This is a genomic window from Flavobacterium pectinovorum, assembly GCF_900142715.1.
Taxonomy (GTDB): Bacteria; Bacteroidota; Bacteroidia; order Flavobacteriales; family Flavobacteriaceae; genus Flavobacterium; species Flavobacterium pectinovorum.
Window position 1 is genome coordinate 411504 of the sequence record NZ_FRBX01000003.1, and the last position, 19918, is coordinate 431421.

12 protein-coding genes are annotated in these 19918 nt (G+C 34.7%); 7 read left to right on the forward strand and 5 right to left on the reverse strand.

All coding sequences use genetic code 11. From position 1 onward, the window contains the following. The 3 genes from BUE22_RS12420 to BUE22_RS12430 all read right to left on the reverse strand — a co-directional run bounded on the left by BUE22_RS12420 (nt 1) and on the right by BUE22_RS12430 (nt 3980). Nucleotides 1-1656 carry a peptidase domain-containing ABC transporter gene (locus tag BUE22_RS12420; RefSeq protein WP_073395298.1) on the reverse strand — a complete coding sequence of 552 codons (1656 nt, stop codon included), beginning with the start codon at nt 1654-1656 and terminating at the stop codon, nt 1-3. 101 nt (nt 1657-1757) lie between these two features. Further along, nucleotides 1758-2162, reverse strand: coding sequence for a hypothetical protein (locus tag BUE22_RS12425; protein WP_073395299.1), 405 nt, complete (start codon nt 2160-2162; stop codon nt 1758-1760). Between the two features lie 345 nt (nt 2163-2507). Then, on the reverse strand, nt 2508-3980 hold the full coding sequence (locus tag BUE22_RS12430; RefSeq protein WP_073395300.1) for a M28 family metallopeptidase: 1473 nt from the start codon (nt 3978-3980) through the stop codon (nt 2508-2510). Between the two features lie 398 nt (nt 3981-4378). Between BUE22_RS12430 and BUE22_RS12435 the strand changes: the two genes are divergently transcribed. From BUE22_RS12435 to BUE22_RS12470, 7 genes are all read left to right on the forward strand, one after another. Continuing rightward, nucleotides 4379-4966 (forward strand): RNA polymerase sigma factor, encoded by a 588-nt coding sequence (locus tag BUE22_RS12435; RefSeq protein ID WP_073395301.1) that lies wholly within the window; start codon nt 4379-4381, stop codon nt 4964-4966. A 347-nt stretch (nt 4967-5313) separates the two neighbouring features. Then, on the forward strand, nt 5314-6348 hold the full coding sequence (locus BUE22_RS12445; RefSeq protein ID WP_073395303.1) for a FecR family protein: 1035 nt from the start codon (nt 5314-5316) through the stop codon (nt 6346-6348). Nucleotides 6349-6613: 265 nt separating this feature from the next. Continuing rightward, nucleotides 6614-9871 (forward strand): SusC/RagA family TonB-linked outer membrane protein, encoded by a 3258-nt coding sequence (locus BUE22_RS12450; RefSeq protein WP_208611231.1) that lies wholly within the window; start codon nt 6614-6616, stop codon nt 9869-9871. A gap of 11 nt (nt 9872-9882) precedes the next feature. After that, complete coding sequence (locus BUE22_RS12455; protein ID WP_073395304.1) at nt 9883-11253, forward strand: RagB/SusD family nutrient uptake outer membrane protein; 1371 nt, start codon at nt 9883-9885, stop codon at nt 11251-11253. Between the two features lie 63 nt (nt 11254-11316). After that, entirely contained in the window at nt 11317-12264 is a 948-nt protein-coding gene (locus tag BUE22_RS12460) for an ABC transporter ATP-binding protein (protein WP_073395305.1), read from the forward strand. A gap of 11 nt (nt 12265-12275) precedes the next feature. Next, a complete protein-coding gene (locus tag BUE22_RS12465) occupies nt 12276-14537 on the forward strand; it encodes a Gldg family protein (protein ID WP_073395306.1) in 2262 nt (753 codons plus the stop codon). A gap of 11 nt (nt 14538-14548) precedes the next feature. Continuing rightward, nucleotides 14549-17350 carry a M16 family metallopeptidase gene (locus BUE22_RS12470; RefSeq protein WP_073395307.1) on the forward strand — a complete coding sequence of 934 codons (2802 nt, stop codon included), beginning with the start codon at nt 14549-14551 and terminating at the stop codon, nt 17348-17350. Between the two features lie 89 nt (nt 17351-17439). Here the strand turns inward: BUE22_RS12470 and BUE22_RS12475 are convergent, their stop codons facing one another. After that, a complete protein-coding gene (locus tag BUE22_RS12475; protein ID WP_073395506.1) occupies nt 17440-18345 on the reverse strand; it encodes an ROK family protein in 906 nt (301 codons plus the stop codon). A 109-nt stretch (nt 18346-18454) separates the two neighbouring features. Then, nucleotides 18455-19918, reverse strand: coding sequence for a glycoside hydrolase family 125 protein (locus BUE22_RS12480; protein ID WP_073395308.1), 1464 nt, complete (start codon nt 19916-19918; stop codon nt 18455-18457).

Genomic DNA, 19918 nt, shown 5'->3' on the forward strand with positions numbered 1-19918 from the left:
TTAAAGCTTTATGTCGTTAATAATTTTTCCGTCATCAATCGTGATCATACGGTCGCATTTGTCCATCCAAATATCATTTTTAGAAGTCACAATTACCGTCCAGTTATTTTCTTCAGAAAGTAAAAAATCAATGATTTTACCCGAAGTCAGTTCGTCCATTTTATCAACAGGATCTTCTAGAAACAATATATTAGGTTTGTGAACAATGCTTCGTGCCAACAATATTTTTTGAATATCGGACGCCGAAAGTTCTCCCCCACCCGGATGAATCTGGTTTTCAAGTCCGTTTGGAAAAGTTTTGATATACGGAGTAAGGCAAACATTATCCAATGCCCATTTTAAATCATCATTATTAATGGCTTTATTTCCAAAAAGAATGTTCTCTCTAATGGTTCCGGCAAAAAGCGTATCGCCCTGCAGGAAAGTTCCGGCCTGCGCTCTGTATGCATCTTCGTCAAGACGGTTCATGTAATTATCTGTCACATACATAGCACCACTTTCAGGCTCAAGTAAACCGGAAAGTAAACGTAATAAGGTACTTTTTCCGGCTCCGTTTGTTCCTCGTAATACTATTTTTTCGCCCTGAGCGATCTTCAGATTAATATTTTTGAGTGATTTTTTATTATAACCCGGATAATTATAGGCAATACTTTCGGTTTCGATTGTAATTCCGGTTTCGGTTACTGTTGCTGTTTTCGGGATACAGGATATTTCCATATCTGTTACCTGACCAATTTTCTCTACAGAAGTCAGCACATCATAAAAAGATTCCAAACCGAAGATTATTTTTTCTACAGAATTGATTAATAATACGATAACAATTTCAGCAGCTACAAACTGCCCAATGTTCATTTGATGGTGAATTACCAGAAAACCACCAATCGACAACAGGGCAGCCGTAACTATTACTTTAAAAATAGTAAGCTGAATGTATTGTTTTTTCATTACCTGAAAGTGTTTTTCGCGGTAATTGACGTATTGACTTACGTAACTGTCATTTCTTTCGAGAGCATATTCGAAACTTCCTTTTTTGCGGAAGCTTTCGCGGTTGCGTGCTATTTCCTGAAGCCAGGCCGCAACTTTGTATTTAAATTTCGATTCGTTAAGACTGGTTTCAAGACCGTCTCTGTATGAAAATTTAAAAATGATATATAAAATGGCGATAAAGAAAAGCCCAATTACGGTAAAGAAAGAATGGTATAAAACCAATAATATAATCCCAAGACCTACCTGCAAAAAAGCGGTACAAAAGTCTAATAAAAGTTTTGCGGTTCCTTTTTGTACCATTAAAGTATCAAAAAAGCGGTTTGCTTTTTCGGGTGCATATTCAGAGTACATTTCCTTAAATTTGATTAAAGGCATTCTGTAAGCAAATTCAAATGAAGATCGCACAAAAATTCGCTGTTGCAAATTCTCCACAATTCGAAGCTGTAAAATAACGAGAACACCTCCAAATCCTACTCCGACAGTAACTAAAAATACAAGTACAATCCAGGAAACACTAAGCTGACCGCTTTGTATAAAGTTTATAATAGCCTGGATTCCTAACGGCAGCGAAAGGTTGACCAAACCGGCAAAAGCAGCGTAAAAAATAATTTGATATACGTCGCGTTTATCTAGTTTTAGTAAATTAATAAAACGTTTAAATGGTGTCATGAATTTATATATAAATACAAGATTAATAGATAGATAATATATACGGCAAATGCCATATAAAGGATTTTAGAATTGCTTCTAATCCGAAAAAAAAAGAGTATTTATACTATGAATTGAGGAGGAGGCAAATGAATTTTGCCATGAAAACCGAAAGTAAAAATCGGGTTATTTATATAATTTTTTCCTTTAGTCCCTGTTTTAATATATAAATCAGGCAATGAAGCACTTAAAGGAATTAAATAATCTAATGAAGGAATACCTTTTGCAACTTTAGCAGTCTTTGCATCTTTAGATTCAAAATCATTTTTTTCTTCGGTAATACCGTCACATTTAAAAATCTTTTTTAGAAAATTACAGGTCATTCCTTTAATAGAATCCTGTTCTGTATTTTCTTTAATGATTTGGCTCAGACTATTAGACATGTTCATACTGCTCATTAAAAAGTACCCAATCAGCAACACCTGAAGGCATTTGCATAAAAGACTATTTTTAATTTTGTTCAGCATTCTATCGTTTCTAAATTTACTTTTTACCCAAAAAAACAGATCTCATTTTGTATACAAAACCGCTCTTATTTAAGCTGATTTTTATACCATTTTTTCGTGGGTGCGCAAGTTAAAACTAAATTGAAAGCGCAACATTAGAATAACATTAGAATTTAATTAAATACAAATAACCACTTAATTAACAAGTACTTAAACAACATAAGCATTCTTTTTTTTATGTTATTTTTTTATTAATTAGCATATTTATAAATAAAAAGAGACAATTAAATTCTGTCTTTAAGTAATGAAATAAAAAAAGGCCTTCTAAAATTTAGAAAGCCTCATTTTAATAAAAAAAACAATTTATCATCGTTCCAAATCCACCTTTGGTAAAAGTTTTGGTCTGTTTGCATCATTCGATAAAATCCATCCGGTGCGGTACATCCATTCTGTCATTTTGTGGAGTTTTGTATAGTCAATGTTTTCAGATTCATCCATTGGTGTGTGGTATTGATTGTGCAAAACACTGGTAAAAAATACAGCCGGAATTCCTTTGCGTACATATGGTAAATGGTCTGAACGGAAGAAAAAATACTCCGGATGTTCTGGTTTGTCCCATAATTTATCCAATTCAAATTTCGGACCTTCGTCATTGGCTTTTTTCGCAATTGCAACCAAATCTGAGGAATTTTCGTGTGGCGGAGTCGAACCTAAAAGGGCTGCCTGATTCACATTATTTCGACCAATCATGTCTCCGTTTAAAACCGCAACAATATCTTTTTCAGGAACTGTAGGATGTTCTGCATACCAGCTGGATCCTAATAAACCACGTTCTTCGGCTCCGTGAAAAACAAATAAAGCTGTTCTTTTTCCGGGTTGCTTTTTGTAGGCTCTTGCCATAGCCAGCATCGCTACACACGTACTTGCATTATCGTCTGCACCATTGTAAATAGAATCCTGACCGTATTTTTGTCTCACGCCATCATGATCCTGATGTCCGCTAAAAAGTACATATTCATTTTTCAATTTAGCATCAGTTCCTTCAATTTTTCCAACCACATTTACAGAGGGATATTTGTAGGTTTCTGAAACGACTTCGGCAGCTAAATTATCTTTTGAGTTTTTTAGAAATTCTAACTGATCGTTGTGCAGCCAAAAAACAGGCATTCTTGGCGGCACCGGAATTTTATCTCTAAAACCTTGAATTCCGTAAACGCCTCTTGTCATTTGCGGCTCAACCTGCGACCAGCTTTTTTCTCCCAATTCATCGGCTACAATAATAAGTGCAACGGCTCCTTTCTGAATTAAAAATTCATAATATTTTTGTTTTACAAGTCCTGGATAACGTCTGTCAAAAAGCGAAATCTCATCTGGAATTCCTTCTTTTGAAGCTAATAAAACAACGGCTTTTCCCTTAATATCAATTTTGTCAATTTCCTGAGTTGATGAAGTTCCTAAATAAATTAACGGAGCATTGACTTTGATATTGGTAGTTTCGGCTATTAAAACTTCGCTCCACAATTTGAACTGTTTCTGCCCTATTTTGAAGATTGTATTTGCGGTAACCTGATGTCTGTATAAATCAAAAAACTGAAAAAAAGTTCCATCATCTCCGGCTGGCGACATTCCGGCTTCTTTGGCTTTATTGGCCAGCCACATCGACACTTTTAATTCGTCTAAAGTTCCGGCTTCGCGACCGTTAAAATGATCGCCGGCCATTTCGTACATATCTGTTTTTAAATCCTTTATGGTTATCGCACTTACCAGAGGTTTTTTAATTGCCTGTGCAAAAACAACTCCGCTGTAAGCTATAAAAAGTAGTATAATTTTGTTTCTCATGGGTTTTAATTTAAATCCAAACTTAGTAATTAAATGATAACAAAATATTTTTTTTGATTTTAAGCCCTTTTTAAAATGATAAAATATCGTTTACAATTCCTTCACTTTCAATTAAATCAATTCTGTAATTAATTTCTAAAGATTCTTCAAAAAATGACTTATTTTCAATTTAAATCTTTACTAATTCTCAATTAAAACAAGACTTAACCTACAATTCACTAAACACAGATTTACAAATATTTGAATCTTCTGCAAAAGAATATTCCGTTTTTTAAAAAATTAAAGATTTCTTGCTTATAAATTAACAATTCAGCATTTATAGAGGCGATTAGAAATAAAGAATATTTGAGTATCCAAAAAATTAATAATATTGCTAAAGTGAATAAATCATTCTGATTATGTCTTTAAACTCCAGTTTTGACGAAAATAAACTTCTTCATGAGTTATCTCAGGGAAGCGAGCTGGCTTTTACGGAATTATACAATCGTTATAAAAATTTGGTTTACGGTACGGCTTTAAAAATAACAAAATCAAAAGTCCTGGCTGAAGAGGCTGTTCAGGATGTATTTTTAAAAATTTGGCAGAATCAGGAAAAGGCAGCCGAAATAACCAATTTTGAAAATTATCTTTTCATTATTTCCCGCAATCATATTTTTGATATGATCAAAAAAACAGCCCGCGAAACGAATCTGGCTTCTGACATAACTTATAAAAATATTGCTGCTGATGATACTGATACGGCAATTAAAGACGATCAGTACAATGTTATTTTAAACCAGATTATTGAACAGCTTCCGCCACAGCAGCAAAAAATCTACAAAATGGCGAAGATGGAAGGTTTAAGTCATCAGAAAATTGGAGAGAATTTAGGCATTTCTACAGAAACCGTTAAAAAACACATGGCTCAGGCTTTGAAATTTGTCCGTTTTAAAATTTCGCCTTACATGAATCTTTTTATGTCTTTATTTTTGTTTTCAAGTATCTAAATTACTTCGGAAAAACACCTTTGAAAACCGCAAAATTATTTTTTTTACGATTTTTTTACATTTTTTTCACTTTCAACTACTCCCTCCCTCTTTTTCAATCGTCTTTATAATAAAGAACAAGAATTGAAATAAGGAAATTCCAATATTTAAATTCCAAATTCCAATGTTAGGGTTTAGTTTTAGAGTTTCTAATATAAATTTAAAGATTTCAATTTTTGGAATTTGGAATTTAAATTTTGGAATTTCCCTTTTTTTAATTTCCTTTTTTCTTTTTGGCATTTAAATTTTAAACTCCCCAGGTTTACCATTTATAAAAAAACTAATATTAACTCATAATTACAAAGCAAATGCATCAAAAAGTATTTGAAGAATTATTGGAAAGCTATTTACAGAATACAATTTCTGAAGTAGAAAAAGAACAGCTAATGGAAATTATTCGTAATGGAATGCATGATGATTTCATCAAAGAAAAAATCACTATGCTGCTTCAGGAGAATAAAGGTTTGGATCCTTTAGACACTCAAAAAAGTGATAGTATTTTAAAATATATTCTTTCTAGTCCTTCAACGAAAGTTATTCCGATTAGTGAAAAATCATCTAAAAAAACAATTCGCGTAATCTTGTCGATTGCAGCTGCGATTACAATTTTATTCGCCATCAGAAGTGTTTTCTTTTATACAAATACGCCTGATCCTGTAAAAACAGCAACATCTGAAACAGCCGAGGAAGTAAATCCGGTTTTAGCTTTTAGCGGCAAACAGCTTATTCATTTGACTGACGGAAGTACAATTTTACTGAACGAAAACAGCAGTATCGAATACAATCAGAATACTTTTAATACTAAAACCAGAGAAGTAACCTTAACCGGAGAAGCTTATTTTGACATTAAACGAAATGAAACAAAACCGTTTATCGTACATACTGATAAAATACAGACCAAAGTTTTAGGTACGGCTTTTAATATTAATGCTTACAGCAAATCCGGCAAAATTGAAGTTACAGTAACCCGAGGTAAAGTACAGGTGGGCGATGTCGAAAAAGTATACGGTGTAATTACACCAAACCAGCAGATTACGGTAAATAAAAACACGCTTGATCACACACAAAATACAGTAAATGCTGAGGCTGTTGTAGAATGGAAAAGTAAATACCTGATTCTGGATAACATTAATATGGAAGAAGCGATTGCGCTTATTTCACAAAAATATAAAGTGCCTATTACGCTTTCTAACGAAAATATTAAAAATTGCCGAATTACTGCCAGTTTCCTAAATGATGAAGATCTGGATCATATTCTAAAAGTAGTCTGCAGTGTTATTGAAACGGAATATCACTATACAAAAAACGGCGCAATTGTTCTGGAAGGAAAAGGTTGCGAATAAAAATCTATTAATAATTAACCTTAAAAAAACTAGCCTATAGCATAAAACCAAAAAAAAAGCCATCTAGCTCCTACACCAGATGGCCACGATTCTTAATAATTATACCAGTAACCATTAAAAAACATGCAAATTTATGAAATTACGCTGTAAAACAACCACGTTTGATAGGGAAAAGAATGCACCTTTATTTCACCTGTCAAAAAAAACCCTCAAGATTATGCGAATCAGCTTATTCCACATTTTCTTATTGACCTGCGGCACCCACATGGTTTTCGCAAATGAAATGAACGGTCAGTCTTTAGAATCAATATCTGTTGATATTGAGCTTCATAACCAGAATATAAAGACTTTATTTAAAAATATTGAAAATAAAACGGGATTGCTTTTTGCGTATCAACCGCAGATTATTAAAGATTTTCCGAAAATAAATACACCAAAAGGACGAAGATCTGTAAGCGATATTCTCGATTATGTATTAAAAGGCAGCAACCTTGTCTATAAACAGGTAGATAAAAATGTTGTGATTTACAGAAAAGAAAGCAGCAAAACAGAAACCAATTTAGCAAAAGAAAATGCTGCCGAAGCAAATTATATGCTTGCAGGAAAAGTGCTGGATGAAAATGGTCTGCCGTTGCCGGGCGTAACCGTTACACTTTTGAGCGGAAACAAACAGGGAATATCCGATTTTGACGGACAATTTTATATTGAGTTGCCTTCTGGAAAACACGTTTTGAGAGTCTCTTATTTAGGATATAAATCTCAGGATATTACTGTTGAAAACCAAGTATCTGTAACCATTAAAATGCAGCCTGATTTAGCTAAACTAGACGAGATTGTAGTTATTGGGTATGGAACAACCACTAAAAGAACAGCAACTGGATCTGTAGTTAAAATTACCTCTGAAGATATTGAAAAACAGCCTGTAACGAATCTTTTACAAACCTTACAAGGAAGAACTCCGGGTGTTTTTGTAACGCAGACTTCCGGGTATGCAGGAAGTGACATGAACATTAGTATTCGAGGCAGAAATTTTATCGCAGGAAATAATCTTCCGCTTTATATTGTAGATGGTGTTCCTTATATTGGAGATGATATTAAAGAGCAGGTACAGCAGGATAATGTAATACGAGGCGCTCAAAAATCTACAAGTCCGCTTAATATTATCAACCCGAATGATATTGAAAGCATCGAAATTTTGAAAGATGCTGATGCAACGGCTATTTATGGTTCAAGAGGAGCAAATGGTGTTGTACTTATTACAACCAAAAAAGGAAAATCAGGAGAAACAGAATTTACCGTAACTACCAATTCAGGAGTTTCTGAGGTAGCACATATGGTAAAAACACTAGATACGCCTGCTTATCTTAATATGCTGCAAACAGCTTTGAACAATAATGGCGATGTTGCAGATGTTGATAGCAATGGTATTGCCCTTACAGACTGGGATCCGAATGCGCAAACCAACTGGCAGGAAAAATTAATTGGAGGGACAGCAAACTTTAATAATTTTTCGGCTTCGTTAAAAGGTGGAAGCGATACTACGAATTTCCTTTTAAGTGCCGCTTATCACAAAGAAACCACTGTAGTTCCGGGAGATTTTAGTTATAATAAATTTTCTACCAACTTTAATGTCAACCACACTACGCTGGATAAAAAACTGAGATTAGGAGCCTCTGTTATTTTTGCTACAGATAATAACAAACTTCCTTTCTTTGATATTACAACTTATGCCGTGGGTACTGCACCAAACCGTCCTTTATATAATGCAGACGGAAGCTTGTACTGGTCACCGGATTATTTTAGCGACATCAACCCTATTGGCGCTTTGGGCAAAAGAGTAGATGATAAAGGAATAAACCTGATTACAAGTTTCAGTGTACAATATGAAATTGCAAAAGGATTTTCTTTTAAAACAGATTTAGGTTACGGAAGAGCCCAAATGCAGAGCAAGCAAACTTTGCCTGCATCGTCTGGTAATTTTGCCTATTCAGAAGCGAACGGTGACGATTTGAACTTTTCAAGATCCTATACGGTTTCGACCAATAACACGAATAATTTTAGTGTAGAACCTCAGCTGAATTATACGACTGAATTATGGAAAGGAAATTTATCTGCTTTGGTTGGAGGTTCCTGGCAAAACAGAAAATCAGAAATGCCTTCTTATGTAAATTCCAGCGGCTACAGCTCAGATAATTTAATTGGAAATTTAGGTACTGCAGAAAATGTAACAGTTTACAACGGCAGTTCAGAATACAAATACATTTCTCTTTTTAGCAGAGTTAACTACAATATTGCCAATAAATATATTTTGAATATCAATTTTAGAAGAGATGGTTCGTCTCGTTTTGGAGCAAACAACCGTTTTGGAAATTTTGGTTCTATTGGTGCAGCATGGGCTTTTACAGAAGAAAATTTCATGAAAGATATTACGGTATTAAGCTTTGGAAAAATCCGCTCGAGTTATGGAGAAATAGGAAGCGATGAAATTGGAGATTATCAATATGCCGATACTTTTGACACTCGAACTTATGGTGATGGAAATCCATCTATGACGGCTGCCAGAATTCAAAACCCTAACATTAAATGGGGATTAACCAAGAAATTTGAAGCCGCTATTGATTTAAGTTTCTTTAATGATCGTGTTTCCTTTACTGCTGCTTATTATAAAAATACATCCAGCAATCAATTGGTGGGTTATACACTTAGCTCTCAGGCAGGATTTACATCATACACGGCAAATTTACCGGCTGAGGTTGAAAACACGGGATGGGAGTTTACTCTTGGTACAACAAACATTCACACTAAAAATCTAAATTGGTCTACTTCTTTTAATATTTCGACCAATGCTAATAAACTGAACAGATTTGATGGTATCGAATTTACAAGCTATTACACGCAATATATCGTTGGAAAACCATTAAACAGCCGATATTTACACACTTTTACAGGTGTAAATGATGCTGGAATTGCTCAGTTTCAAGATGTAAACGGAGATGGCAGAATATCTAACGGACTTGCTGAGACCGGCAGAGGCGACAGACAATATTACGGGCCAACTTATCCTAAATATTACGGAGGAATCTCAAATACAATTAGTTACAAAAAATTCTCATTAGACTTTTTATTTCAGTTTGTAAAACAGGAAGGTACTACTTTAATGGCTACTACTGGAGCACAACCGGGTTATCCGTATAGCATTAGCAATTATCAGGTTGATGAATATAATAATTATGTGGCACAAGGAAATGTTTTGAGTTCAGGTTTTCAAAATAGTTTCTTTAATTATTTAGGCTCTACTGCCACTATAACAGATACTTCGTACATCAAACTTAAAAATGTGAGTGCTTCTTACATGATCCCTTTAGATACTGCTACGCAAAAAATATTGCAGAGTATTCGTATTTCACTTCAGGGCCAGAATTTGGTAACTTTTACTAAATACAAAGGACTTGATCCTGAAACGCAAGGTTTGGCTTTACCTCCTATGCGTACAATCACTCTTGGAACTCAGTTTACATTTTAAATCTAAAAATCATGAAAAATTATTATACTAAATATACCTATATATTTTCGTTTTTTCTTTTAGCAGGACTTACAGGCTGCGATGATGCACTAGATGTTGATTTGCCAAGTAATCAGTTATCATCGGCAACTGTTTACCAATCAGATGTTACTGCCGAAGCTGCCGTAAACGGAATTTACCAAAGCATGGTCGAATCTGCTTATTATAGTGATATACATACTGTTCTTGGCGAAACTTCAGATGAGTTAGTGCCCAGAACCGGTATTGCCAACGTTTACAGCTCTAACGAAATCCCTGAAACCGACGGATCGATGAGCAGCATGTGGACCCAATTTTATAAAACGATTTATAATGCTAATAATGTGATAGAAGGAATTAGCAAAAGTACCACACTTAATCCTGCTAAAAGTAAACAATGGCTTGCCGAAGCAAAATTCTTAAGAGCTTATGCCCATTTTTACCTAACCAATATATGGGGTGATGTACCTTTAATATTATCGACAAATATAGACGTAACTGCCTTGGCACCAAAAACTGCTCAGCAGGCGGTTTATACTCAAATTGTTCTTGATCTTACAGATGCTTCAAAAGATCTTCCGGTTAATTATGATAATTATGATGACGAAAGAATCAGAGCTACAAAATGGGCTGCCGAAACTTTATTGGCAAGAGTAAATTTGTATTTAGGAAATTGGAATGAAGCTGATGCTCATGCCTCTGCCGTAATAAACCAAAGCGACACTTACAAAATCGTTACCGGTTTAACAGATACTAACAATCCGTTTATTGCCGATAACGAAGAAGCTATCCTGCAAATACCGTACTTTAATGTTACCTATACTTATGAAGGATCTGCTGTATTTACAACAGGAGGTACTTTTTTACTAAGAAAAGGAAATGCACTTTTTGAAACCGGTGATGACAGAAAAACAAACTGGACAATTGATATCATTAACAATGCCGGCGTCTTTTTAGGCATTGCGCCAAGAAAATACAAAAATAACTTTAATGATTCTCCTGCAGAGCGTTCTACAATATTAAGATTAGCAGAGCTTTATCTGATAAGAGCAGAAGCCCGTGTGAAATTAAATAATATTACCGGCGCTCAGGAAGATATCAATGTGATCAGAAACAGAGCATTATTAGAATCAACATCTTTAACAGATCCTACCCAGTTATCAGATTTAATTGCTTTGGAAAGACAACGTGAGTTTTTTGCAGAATGCGGTCACAGATGGCTGGATCTTAAAAGAACCGGAAAACTTGATGAAACACTTTCTGTTTTAGCCGATAAAATCTGGAAAACTACGGATAATTTATATCCAATTCCCGAAGATGCTATTCGTTCGAATCCCTTCTTAATTCAAAATACAGGATACTAAATATTAAAATAATGCGGGAATGTGTTTTCAGTAAAAATACATTCCTGCATTTTAAAAAACACTATGGAAACAACAATTGTAAGAGTTGAGGACTTGTCGCATCAATATAGTAAGGATTGGGCGATACAAAATATTAGTTTTGAAATCAAAGAAAACAGGATTTTAGGGCTTCTGGGATCAAACGGAGCCGGAAAATCGACTACCATGAATATTCTTTGCGGAGTTTTAAACCAAACCAAAGGCAACATTTTTATCGACGGAATTAATTTAAAAGAAAACCCGGTTGAGGCGAAAAAACTGATTGGATTTCTGCCTCAAACACCGCCTTTGCATTTAGATTTAACAGTAAATGAATACTTAACGCATTGTGCAGAATTACGTCATGTAAAAAAAGAAGATTTAAAAAATGCCGTGGAAAGAGCGAAGGAACAATGCGGAATTTCACATTTCAGCAATCGTTTAATCCGCAATTTATCAGGAGGATACAGACAGCGTGTGGGAATTGCGCAGGCCATTATTCACGAACCTAAATTAATAGTTTTAGATGAGCCAACAAACGGACTGGATCCTAACCAGATTTTAGAAGTTAGAAATTTAATCAAGAAAATCTCAAAAGATAAAGCGGTTATCTTCTCTTCTCACATTTTATCTGAAGTTCAGGCAACCTGTCAGGAAATTAGAATGATCGAAAACGGACACATGGTTTTTGCAGATTCTCTCGAAGCTTTTAACAATCATATTGAAGCCAATACATTAACGGCTAGTTTCGAAAATCCGCCTGAAATTAAGGTTATCAAAGATATTCCTGAAGTTCTAAATGCTGTTTTCCTTTCAGATAAAAAAATGCAGATCACTTTTGAAGGCACACAGGAAATCGCCGAAAAAATTGTAGCGCTCAGCGTTTATAACAACTGGAAATTGCGTGAAATTCAATTTGAGAAAGTTTCTCTTGACGAAATTTTTGCACAATTATCTAAAAAAGCGCCTTCTAAAAACTCTCCTACTTCTTAAAAAATAAACAAATGAAAACAATATATAGAATCGCTAAAACAGAACTCAACACCATGTTTTATTCGCCTGTTGCATGGGTTGTTTTAGTAATATTTTCGATCCAGTCGAGCTGGAAATTCTTTGACACACTCGAACGTTTTGAAAAGGGGCAAAAAATGGGACAAAACATGGATAATATGACACAAGTCATATTTTCTGGATTTAGTGGTCTTTTTACCGAAATGCAAAATTATTTATACCTCTATGTTCCGCTATTAACAATGGGATTAATAAGCCGCGAAATCAATAGCGGTTCTATCAAACTTTTACTTTCATCACCCATCCAAATTAAAGATATCGTATTGGGTAAATTCCTTGCCATTGCCGGCTACTGCTTATTATTTATGGCTATTCTGGGTTTAATTGGTGTCTCTGCCTATTTTTGTATTGATAATTTAGACATTAGTTTCGTTTTATCGGGTCTTTTGGGCTTGTATTTATTGGTTTGCACATACGCTGCAATTGGTTTATTCATGTCTTGTCTTACCTCTTATCAGGTTGTGGCTGCCATTAGTACTTTAGTAGTTTTAGCAGGTTTAAACTTTGTAGGCAAACTATGGCAGGATATTGATTATGTTAAAGATCTTACCTATTTCCTTTCTATTTCCGGCCGCGCCAATGAAATGATCGAAGGGCTTATTGTGAGTAAAGATGTGCTTTACTTTATTTTGGTGAGTACGCTTTTTATTGGTTTGAGTATTTTTAAATTACAAACAGGCAGAGATGCTCAGACAGTTTCTAAAAGAGTTTTAAAATATAGCGGATTAGTCGTTGCAATTTTTTCACTTGGTTATATTACTTCCAGAGCTCCTTTGACTTTTTATGCAGATATGACGCGCACAAACGATAGAACACTAACCAAAGCAAGTCAGGAAATTGTAAAAAAGATCGACGGGCCTATCAAAATCACCACTTATGTCAACCTGTTAGATATTAATTATTATATGGGTATGCCATATTCTCAAAATCAGGATTTTGCCAGTTTTGACAAATACTCTCGTTTTTTACCTCAGATAGAAATGGATTATGTGTATTATTACGATACGTCTACAAACACAGCCTTGTATGAGCAAAATCCGGGATTGAATGACAAACAACTGGCAGAAAAATTGCTGGAAACTCAGGATATAAAACTAAAAAAACTATACTCTCCTGCCGAAATAAACAAAATAATCAACTTAAAACCAGAACAAAACAGAGTTGTGAGAACGGTTGAATACAACGGAAAGAAAACGTATTTACGTATGTACGATGACATGTTTAAAATTCCTTTTGAAAAAGAAATTTCAGCTTCATTAAAACGTTTGGTTACAACTCCTGTAAAAATTGTTTTTGCTACAGGAAACATGGAAAGAAGCATTGAAAAAAATGGAGACAAAAATTACAAAATAGGTTTCAACGAAATAACCTTCAGAAACTCTTTAATCAATCAGGGATTTGATGTTGCTTCTGTAGACATTAATGCACAGAATATTCCGCAACAAACTGATATTTTAATTGTTGCCGATCCGAAAACGCAGTTAAGTCAGGGAGCCATTGATCGCATCAGCCAATATATCGATCAGGGAAAAAACGTAATGCTTTTGGCAGAACCTGAAACCAACACAGCGTTAACCCCAATTACAGCTAAATTAGGTTTAGGTTTTACCAAACAAACACTGGTTCAGGAAAGCGAAACAAATGCACCGGATTATCTCGTTACTGAATTTGAAAAAACAATTGACACAACGGTTATTAAATTACATAAAAGTCAATATACAATTCCTCTTTTGGGAAGCAGCGGAATCATTACTGCAAAAGATGCCGGATTTAAAGTGACGCCGTTATTAAAAACAAACAGTCAGCCGGTTTGGGAATCTCCAGCAGGAATTAGTTCCATTTCTCAAGATTTAAAGAAACAGCCATCGGCGAAAGCTGTACCGCTTGTTGTAGCCTTAACGAGAAATATTAACGGTAAATCGCAAAAAATAATTGTGGCCGGAGATGCCGATTTCATGGGCAACGCCGAATTAGGCCGTCAGCAATCAGGAACATTTCAATTTTTTACCGATGTTTTTACGTGGTTCAGCAATTACGAATTTCCTATTGATACCACACGTCCCAAATCTACAGATAATAAAATAATGGTAAGTTCAAATCAGGTTTTTATCACTAAAATTACCTTCATTGCTCTATTTCCCTTATTGATAATAGCTGCTGGCGCTTTTATATTAATTAGAAGAAACAGAAGATAAAAAACAACAAAATGAATACTAAAAAAAATATCATCATTGGACTTTTAGTGTTGTCTTTTCAAGGCGCATTGGCTCAGTTCAAAACCACAATTCCGCTGGATAAAAACGTAACAACCGGTAAACTTAAAAACGGTTTAACCTATTATATTCTGCATAATGAAGAACCAAAAGACCGCGCGAGTTTTTACTTTGTTCAAAATGTAGGTGCCATTCTCGAAGAAGACAACCAAAACGGATTGGCTCACTTTTTAGAACACATGGCTTTTAACGGAACAGAACATTTTAAAGGCAAAGGAATTATCAAAATGCTCGAAAAAGACGGCGTAAGTTTTGGTAAAGACATTAACGCTTATACTGCTCAGGATGAAACAGTTTACAACATTAGCGGCGTTCCGGTAAATAATGAAACGCTTATCGATTCTACACTTTGGGTATTGCACGACTGGTCTGGTTCTCTTTCATTAACAAATGAAGAAATAGATGCCGAAAGAGGTGTAATCAGAGAAGAATGGAGAACCAGACGAACAAGCGATTTTCGTCTAAAAGGTCAAATGGATCAGTTTTTATACAAAGGTTCAAAATATGCGCAAAGAGATGTTATTGGCGATTTAAACATCATTAATAATTTCAAATACGAAGAACTTAGAAATTATTACAAAAAATGGTATCGCCCGGATTTACAAGCTGTAATTATTGTAGGAGATATTGATGTAAAAGCTATTGAACAAAAAGTTAAAACCATATTTTCGACTATTCCGCTGGCTAAAAAAGTAGCCGAAAGAAAGTATTTTGATATTCCGAAACACAACGAATTGTATTTTGGAACCGCAACAGATAAAGAAGCATCGTCAACGAGTATTAAATTGCAATATGTTCTTGATGAACCAATGGTAAAAGATACTTCGGTAACACGCAAAAATGTAATGAGCTCTTTTTATACGAGTATTTTAAATAATCGTTTGAAAGAATTATTGTTGAAAAACCAAAATTCAAGCTTAAGTTTAAAAGTTTATTTTGAACCCATTTCAAGATTAAATACTTCTTTTAATATTGCGGCTTTGGGCAAAAAAGGAAAAGTATTGGCCTCTTTTGAAGAAGTGTATACCGAAACCGAAAGAATGAAAAGATACGGCGTGATTCAATCAGAATTGGAGCGAACCAAGAAAAACTTCATAAGCTCTTATGATGATTTTATTAAAAATAAAGACAAAGTAAACAGCGATGATTGGGCCGATAAACTGACCAATTATTTCCTGAAAGCAAAGCCTTTTCTTTCGCCAGAAGATGATTATGATCTTATTGTTGGGATCCTAAAAAACATTTCGCTGGAAGAATTAAACGCTTACGCGAAAACCATTCAGCAGCCCACAAATCAGGTCGTTTTAATTAGCGGTTCTGATAAAGACCAGAATGAATTCCCTAAAAAAGAAGCTGTTGTTGAGGTAATGAAAAAGGTAGAAAGTATGACTTTGGAACCATATTCAAAAAAAGAAAACAAAGAACCCTTAATTGCTTCAGACCTAAAACCTGTCGCTGTAAAAAGTACGTTTGAAATTGCCGGAATAGACAAAGCAAAAGGTTATACGCTTGAAAATGGCGCAAAAGTAATTATTTTGCCAACCACTTACTCTCAGGATCAGATTGTATTTAGTGCTTTTGGAAAAGGTGGAAAATCTTTGGTAAAAACAGAAGATTTAGCCTCTGCAGAAATTGCAACCACATTGGCAAGATCTTCCGGATTGGGTAATTTTGACATTACGGCATTAAAAGAAAAACTAACCGGAAAAGTAGCTCAGGCTTCGCCTTTTATTACAGACAACACCGAAGGTTTTAAGGGAAGTAGCAATCAGGCTGATCTTGAAACGATGCTGCAATTGCTGTATCTTTCTTTTGAAGCGCCACGTTTTGATCCTACTATTTTTGAAATTTTAAAATCGCAATATCAAAACCGTTTAGAAAATCTTAAAAAAGATAATGATAACGCTTTTAATGATACGGTTGCATTGGCGAATTCAAACCATAATCCGAGAACTTTTCTTTTTAATGAAGAATTTCTAAAAAATATTGACCTGAAAAAAGCAGAACAAATCTATAAACAGAGAATTAATAATGCTGCTGATTTTACTTTTGTTTTTGTTGGAAACATTCCGGATTCGGCTTTAGGCTTAATTCAAAAATATATCGGAAATATTAAAAGTAATCCGGCTGCAACAGAAACTTTTAAAGATCATAATATAGAACCTGCCAAAGGAAAAACCAAAGTGGTATTTAAACGCCCAATGGAAGTGGCAAAAACCACAGCTTATTTGAGTTTAACCGGTAAAATGGAATACAGCGAAGAGAATGCTCTTGGCATGTATGTTATTGGCGAATTGCTTTCGAAACGCTTTTTGCAGACCATTCGCGAGGAAGAAGGCGGAAGTTATGGCGTAAATGTGAGCGGAAGTCTTTTGACAACACCAAAACAAGCATTTGATCTTTCTTTGAGTTTTGATTGTAATCCTGACAAACAAGAAAAATTAATGCAGATTGTATGGCAGGAAATCAATGATTTAAAATCGAAACCGGTTAATGCAAATGATCTGGAAGACATTAAAAAAGCACTTTTGAAAAACAGAGAAGAATCAATGAAAACCAATTCTTTCTGGAGCGACAAAATCTATAATATTACAATGAATCAGGTTCGGTTTTTACAGGACGCGGATTATAAAAATTTAATTTCTAAAATTAATCAGAAAACTATTCAGCAGTTAAGCAAGCAAATTTTGGATAGTTCTAATAGTGTTGAGGTAATTATGAATCCGGAAAGGTAATCCGGAAAAATAAGAACTTAAGAATACTTTTTTATTTTTTATTAGTCATTAAAGGTTGCCTTTTGCCAGGCAGCCTTTTCTGGCATAATTTAATCACGCGTTAACAATAAACTCGCAGCTCCCAATAATGCTGCAATTTCATTATCTGCAGAAATAGAAACTGTAATTTCAATGCTGTTTTCTTTTAATTTTCTGTTGAAAGAATTCAGGAAAAATTCACTTGCATTTGCAATTTTTCCACCAATGATAAAACTTTCTACTCCAAATTTTTCTAACCACGAAAGCACAACCAAAGCCAGATCCTCACCCATTTCTTCAAAAACCTGTATGGCAATTTTATCTTCGGCTACAGCCAAATTAAAAAGTTCTAAGCCATTATTAAGTTTTTTTCCAGTTAGCGATTTGTAATTATTTAAAAGTCCGCGTACTGAAACGTAATCTTCGGCAATTCCGTTTTTATAAGGAAGATTCCAGATTTCTCCGTCCTGAGGAACTGATTCTCCGGTAGAAATCGAAACTCCTTTATCAATAAAACAAGCGCCAAGTCCGGTTCCCAGAGTTACTGCCATTACTTTTTTTGAAAGATTCTCTGCATTTTTAAATACTTCGCCTTTTCCAAAACAAACGGCATCATTTTCAAAAAGAATCGGAAAATCGCTTGAAAGATTTAATGTTTCGTGAAGCAAATCACGCACATTTAAATCGTAAAAATGTTCGTATTTAGATTGGTCTTTTATCATGCAAATTCCACTTTCATAATCAAACGGACCAGGCATACAAATCGCCATACCTTGTATGTTTTCTACTTTAGAATTTCTGATCGAAATTTCAATTGCTTTTTTCCAGACAGCCATGACTTTTTCAACGGGCATATTAGAATCGAAACATTCTTTATGCAGTGAAAAGTCAATCACTTTCATATCTAAAATATTGATAACCGCAACGGTAATATGTGTTCCTCCAATATCTATTCCGACAGCGTAATTTTCATTCATGCTTTTATATTTTTTTACCATTGAGAGATTAAGAAATCAAGACACATAGAATTAAATCAAGTACAATTACTTAATTTTTCTTAATGTCTTAATGGTTTAATATTTTTAATTAAATGTTTTTATCTTTTAAAATCTGAGGATATTTGATGCTCGTGTGAACAATCATTTCTCCAAAAAGTGTATTCGCCCACGCAAACCATTTTCGGGTAAATTTGGCAACATCATCTTTATGAAATGATTCGTGCATAAAACCGGTATCAGCATTGGTTTTGATCAAATTACTGATACACATTTTGATTTCTTTTTCATCGACACTTGTAATCGCTCTTAAAACTATACTCATTGGCCAAATCGTATCAACTCCTGTATGCGGACCTCCAATTCCTTCTCCTGCTTTTCCTTTATAGAAAAACGGATTGTTTTCTGAAAGCACTACTTTTCGGGTATTTAGATAAAGCTGATTATCTGGCTCGATCGCGCCTAAATAGGGTAATGACAATAAAGAAGGAACATTGGCATCATCCATCATATTAAAACTGCCGTATCCGTTTACTTCAAAAGCAATTATTTTTCCAAATTTCGGATGTTCGATGATTCCGTTTTCTTCTAATCCTTTCTGAACCTGGTCTCTTAGTTCTTTGGCTTTAGCAACCAGATTATCATCTTTTAAGGCTGGCAAAGAGAAAATTTCGATCAGATATCCAAGTACTTCAATCGCAAACATATTACTCGGAATTAAATAGCCAAATAAAGTGCTGTCATCACTTGGTCTAAAAGTCGAAACAATTAGTCCGCAAGGTTTTACAGGATATCCGTATCCTCCTAACGGAACGCCATCTGTTGCCCACGCCGTTTGACGCTGAAAACTATAAGGACCGCCTTTTCCGTCTAATCTTTGCTGTTCTTTAAATGTTTGTAATACCAAAAGCATGGCTTCTTTCCACTTACTATCAAATAAGCTTATGTCTCCTGTCTCCTTCCAATAGCCATGTGCCAGACGAATTGGATAACATAAACTGTCTATCTCCCATTTGCGTTCGTGAATACCGGGCTGCATTTTGGTTAAATCATTTTTCCACTCGCTTTCTTTTGTAAAATCTTTATAAAAGGCATTGGCATAAGGATCTAACAAAATACATTTTGCCTGACGATTGATTACGCCTTTTACCAGTTCTGCCAGTTTTTTATCTTCTTTTACAAACGGAATGTACGGCCAAATCTGAGCGGTACTATCCCGAAGCCACATCGCATCGATATCGCCGGTAATGACGTAAGTATCCGGTTTTCCATCAATAATTTCAAAATCAACAGTGGTGTCTAAAGTATTGGGAAAACAATTTTCGAACAGCCACGCAAGCTCCGGATTGGCAATTTGTTTTTTGATGCGAACAATTGCTTTTTCTACAGCTTCGCTTGTAAATTTCCTTTCTGCCAATGGAGGTCTTTTGCTGATAAAATTTTTAAGCGCAAAATTGAAAGTATCTGACGGAAGTGCAAAAACATCGGTTTGAAGTGCCAATAATCCGGCAGAAAAAATGCCTGTATTTTTTATAAATTTTCTACGTGAGTGCAT

What these genes read in the sequence shown, in the direction of transcription:
- BUE22_RS12420 (WP_073395298.1), bottom strand. Translation starts at nt 1,656, where the DNA reads ATGACACCATTTAAACGTTTTATTAATTTACTAAAACTAGATAAACGC.
- BUE22_RS12425 (WP_073395299.1), bottom strand. Translation starts at nt 2,162, where the DNA reads ATGCTGAACAAAATTAAAAATAGTCTTTTATGCAAATGCCTTCAGGTG.
- BUE22_RS12430 (WP_073395300.1), bottom strand. Translation starts at nt 3,980, where the DNA reads ATGAGAAACAAAATTATACTACTTTTTATAGCTTACAGCGGAGTTGTT.
- BUE22_RS12435 (WP_073395301.1), top strand. Translation starts at nt 4,379, where the DNA reads ATGTCTTTAAACTCCAGTTTTGACGAAAATAAACTTCTTCATGAGTTA.
- BUE22_RS12445 (WP_073395303.1), top strand. Translation starts at nt 5,314, where the DNA reads ATGCATCAAAAAGTATTTGAAGAATTATTGGAAAGCTATTTACAGAAT.
- BUE22_RS12450 (WP_208611231.1), top strand. Translation starts at nt 6,614, where the DNA reads ATGGTTTTCGCAAATGAAATGAACGGTCAGTCTTTAGAATCAATATCT.
- BUE22_RS12455 (WP_073395304.1), top strand. Translation starts at nt 9,883, where the DNA reads ATGAAAAATTATTATACTAAATATACCTATATATTTTCGTTTTTTCTT.
- BUE22_RS12460 (WP_073395305.1), top strand. Translation starts at nt 11,317, where the DNA reads ATGGAAACAACAATTGTAAGAGTTGAGGACTTGTCGCATCAATATAGT.
- BUE22_RS12465 (WP_073395306.1), top strand. Translation starts at nt 12,276, where the DNA reads ATGAAAACAATATATAGAATCGCTAAAACAGAACTCAACACCATGTTT.
- BUE22_RS12470 (WP_073395307.1), top strand. Translation starts at nt 14,549, where the DNA reads ATGAATACTAAAAAAAATATCATCATTGGACTTTTAGTGTTGTCTTTT.
- BUE22_RS12475 (WP_073395506.1), bottom strand. Translation starts at nt 18,345, where the DNA reads ATGAATGAAAATTACGCTGTCGGAATAGATATTGGAGGAACACATATT.
- BUE22_RS12480 (WP_073395308.1), bottom strand. Translation starts at nt 19,918, where the DNA reads ATGCACTCACGTAGAAAATTTATAAAAAATACAGGCATTTTTTCTGCC.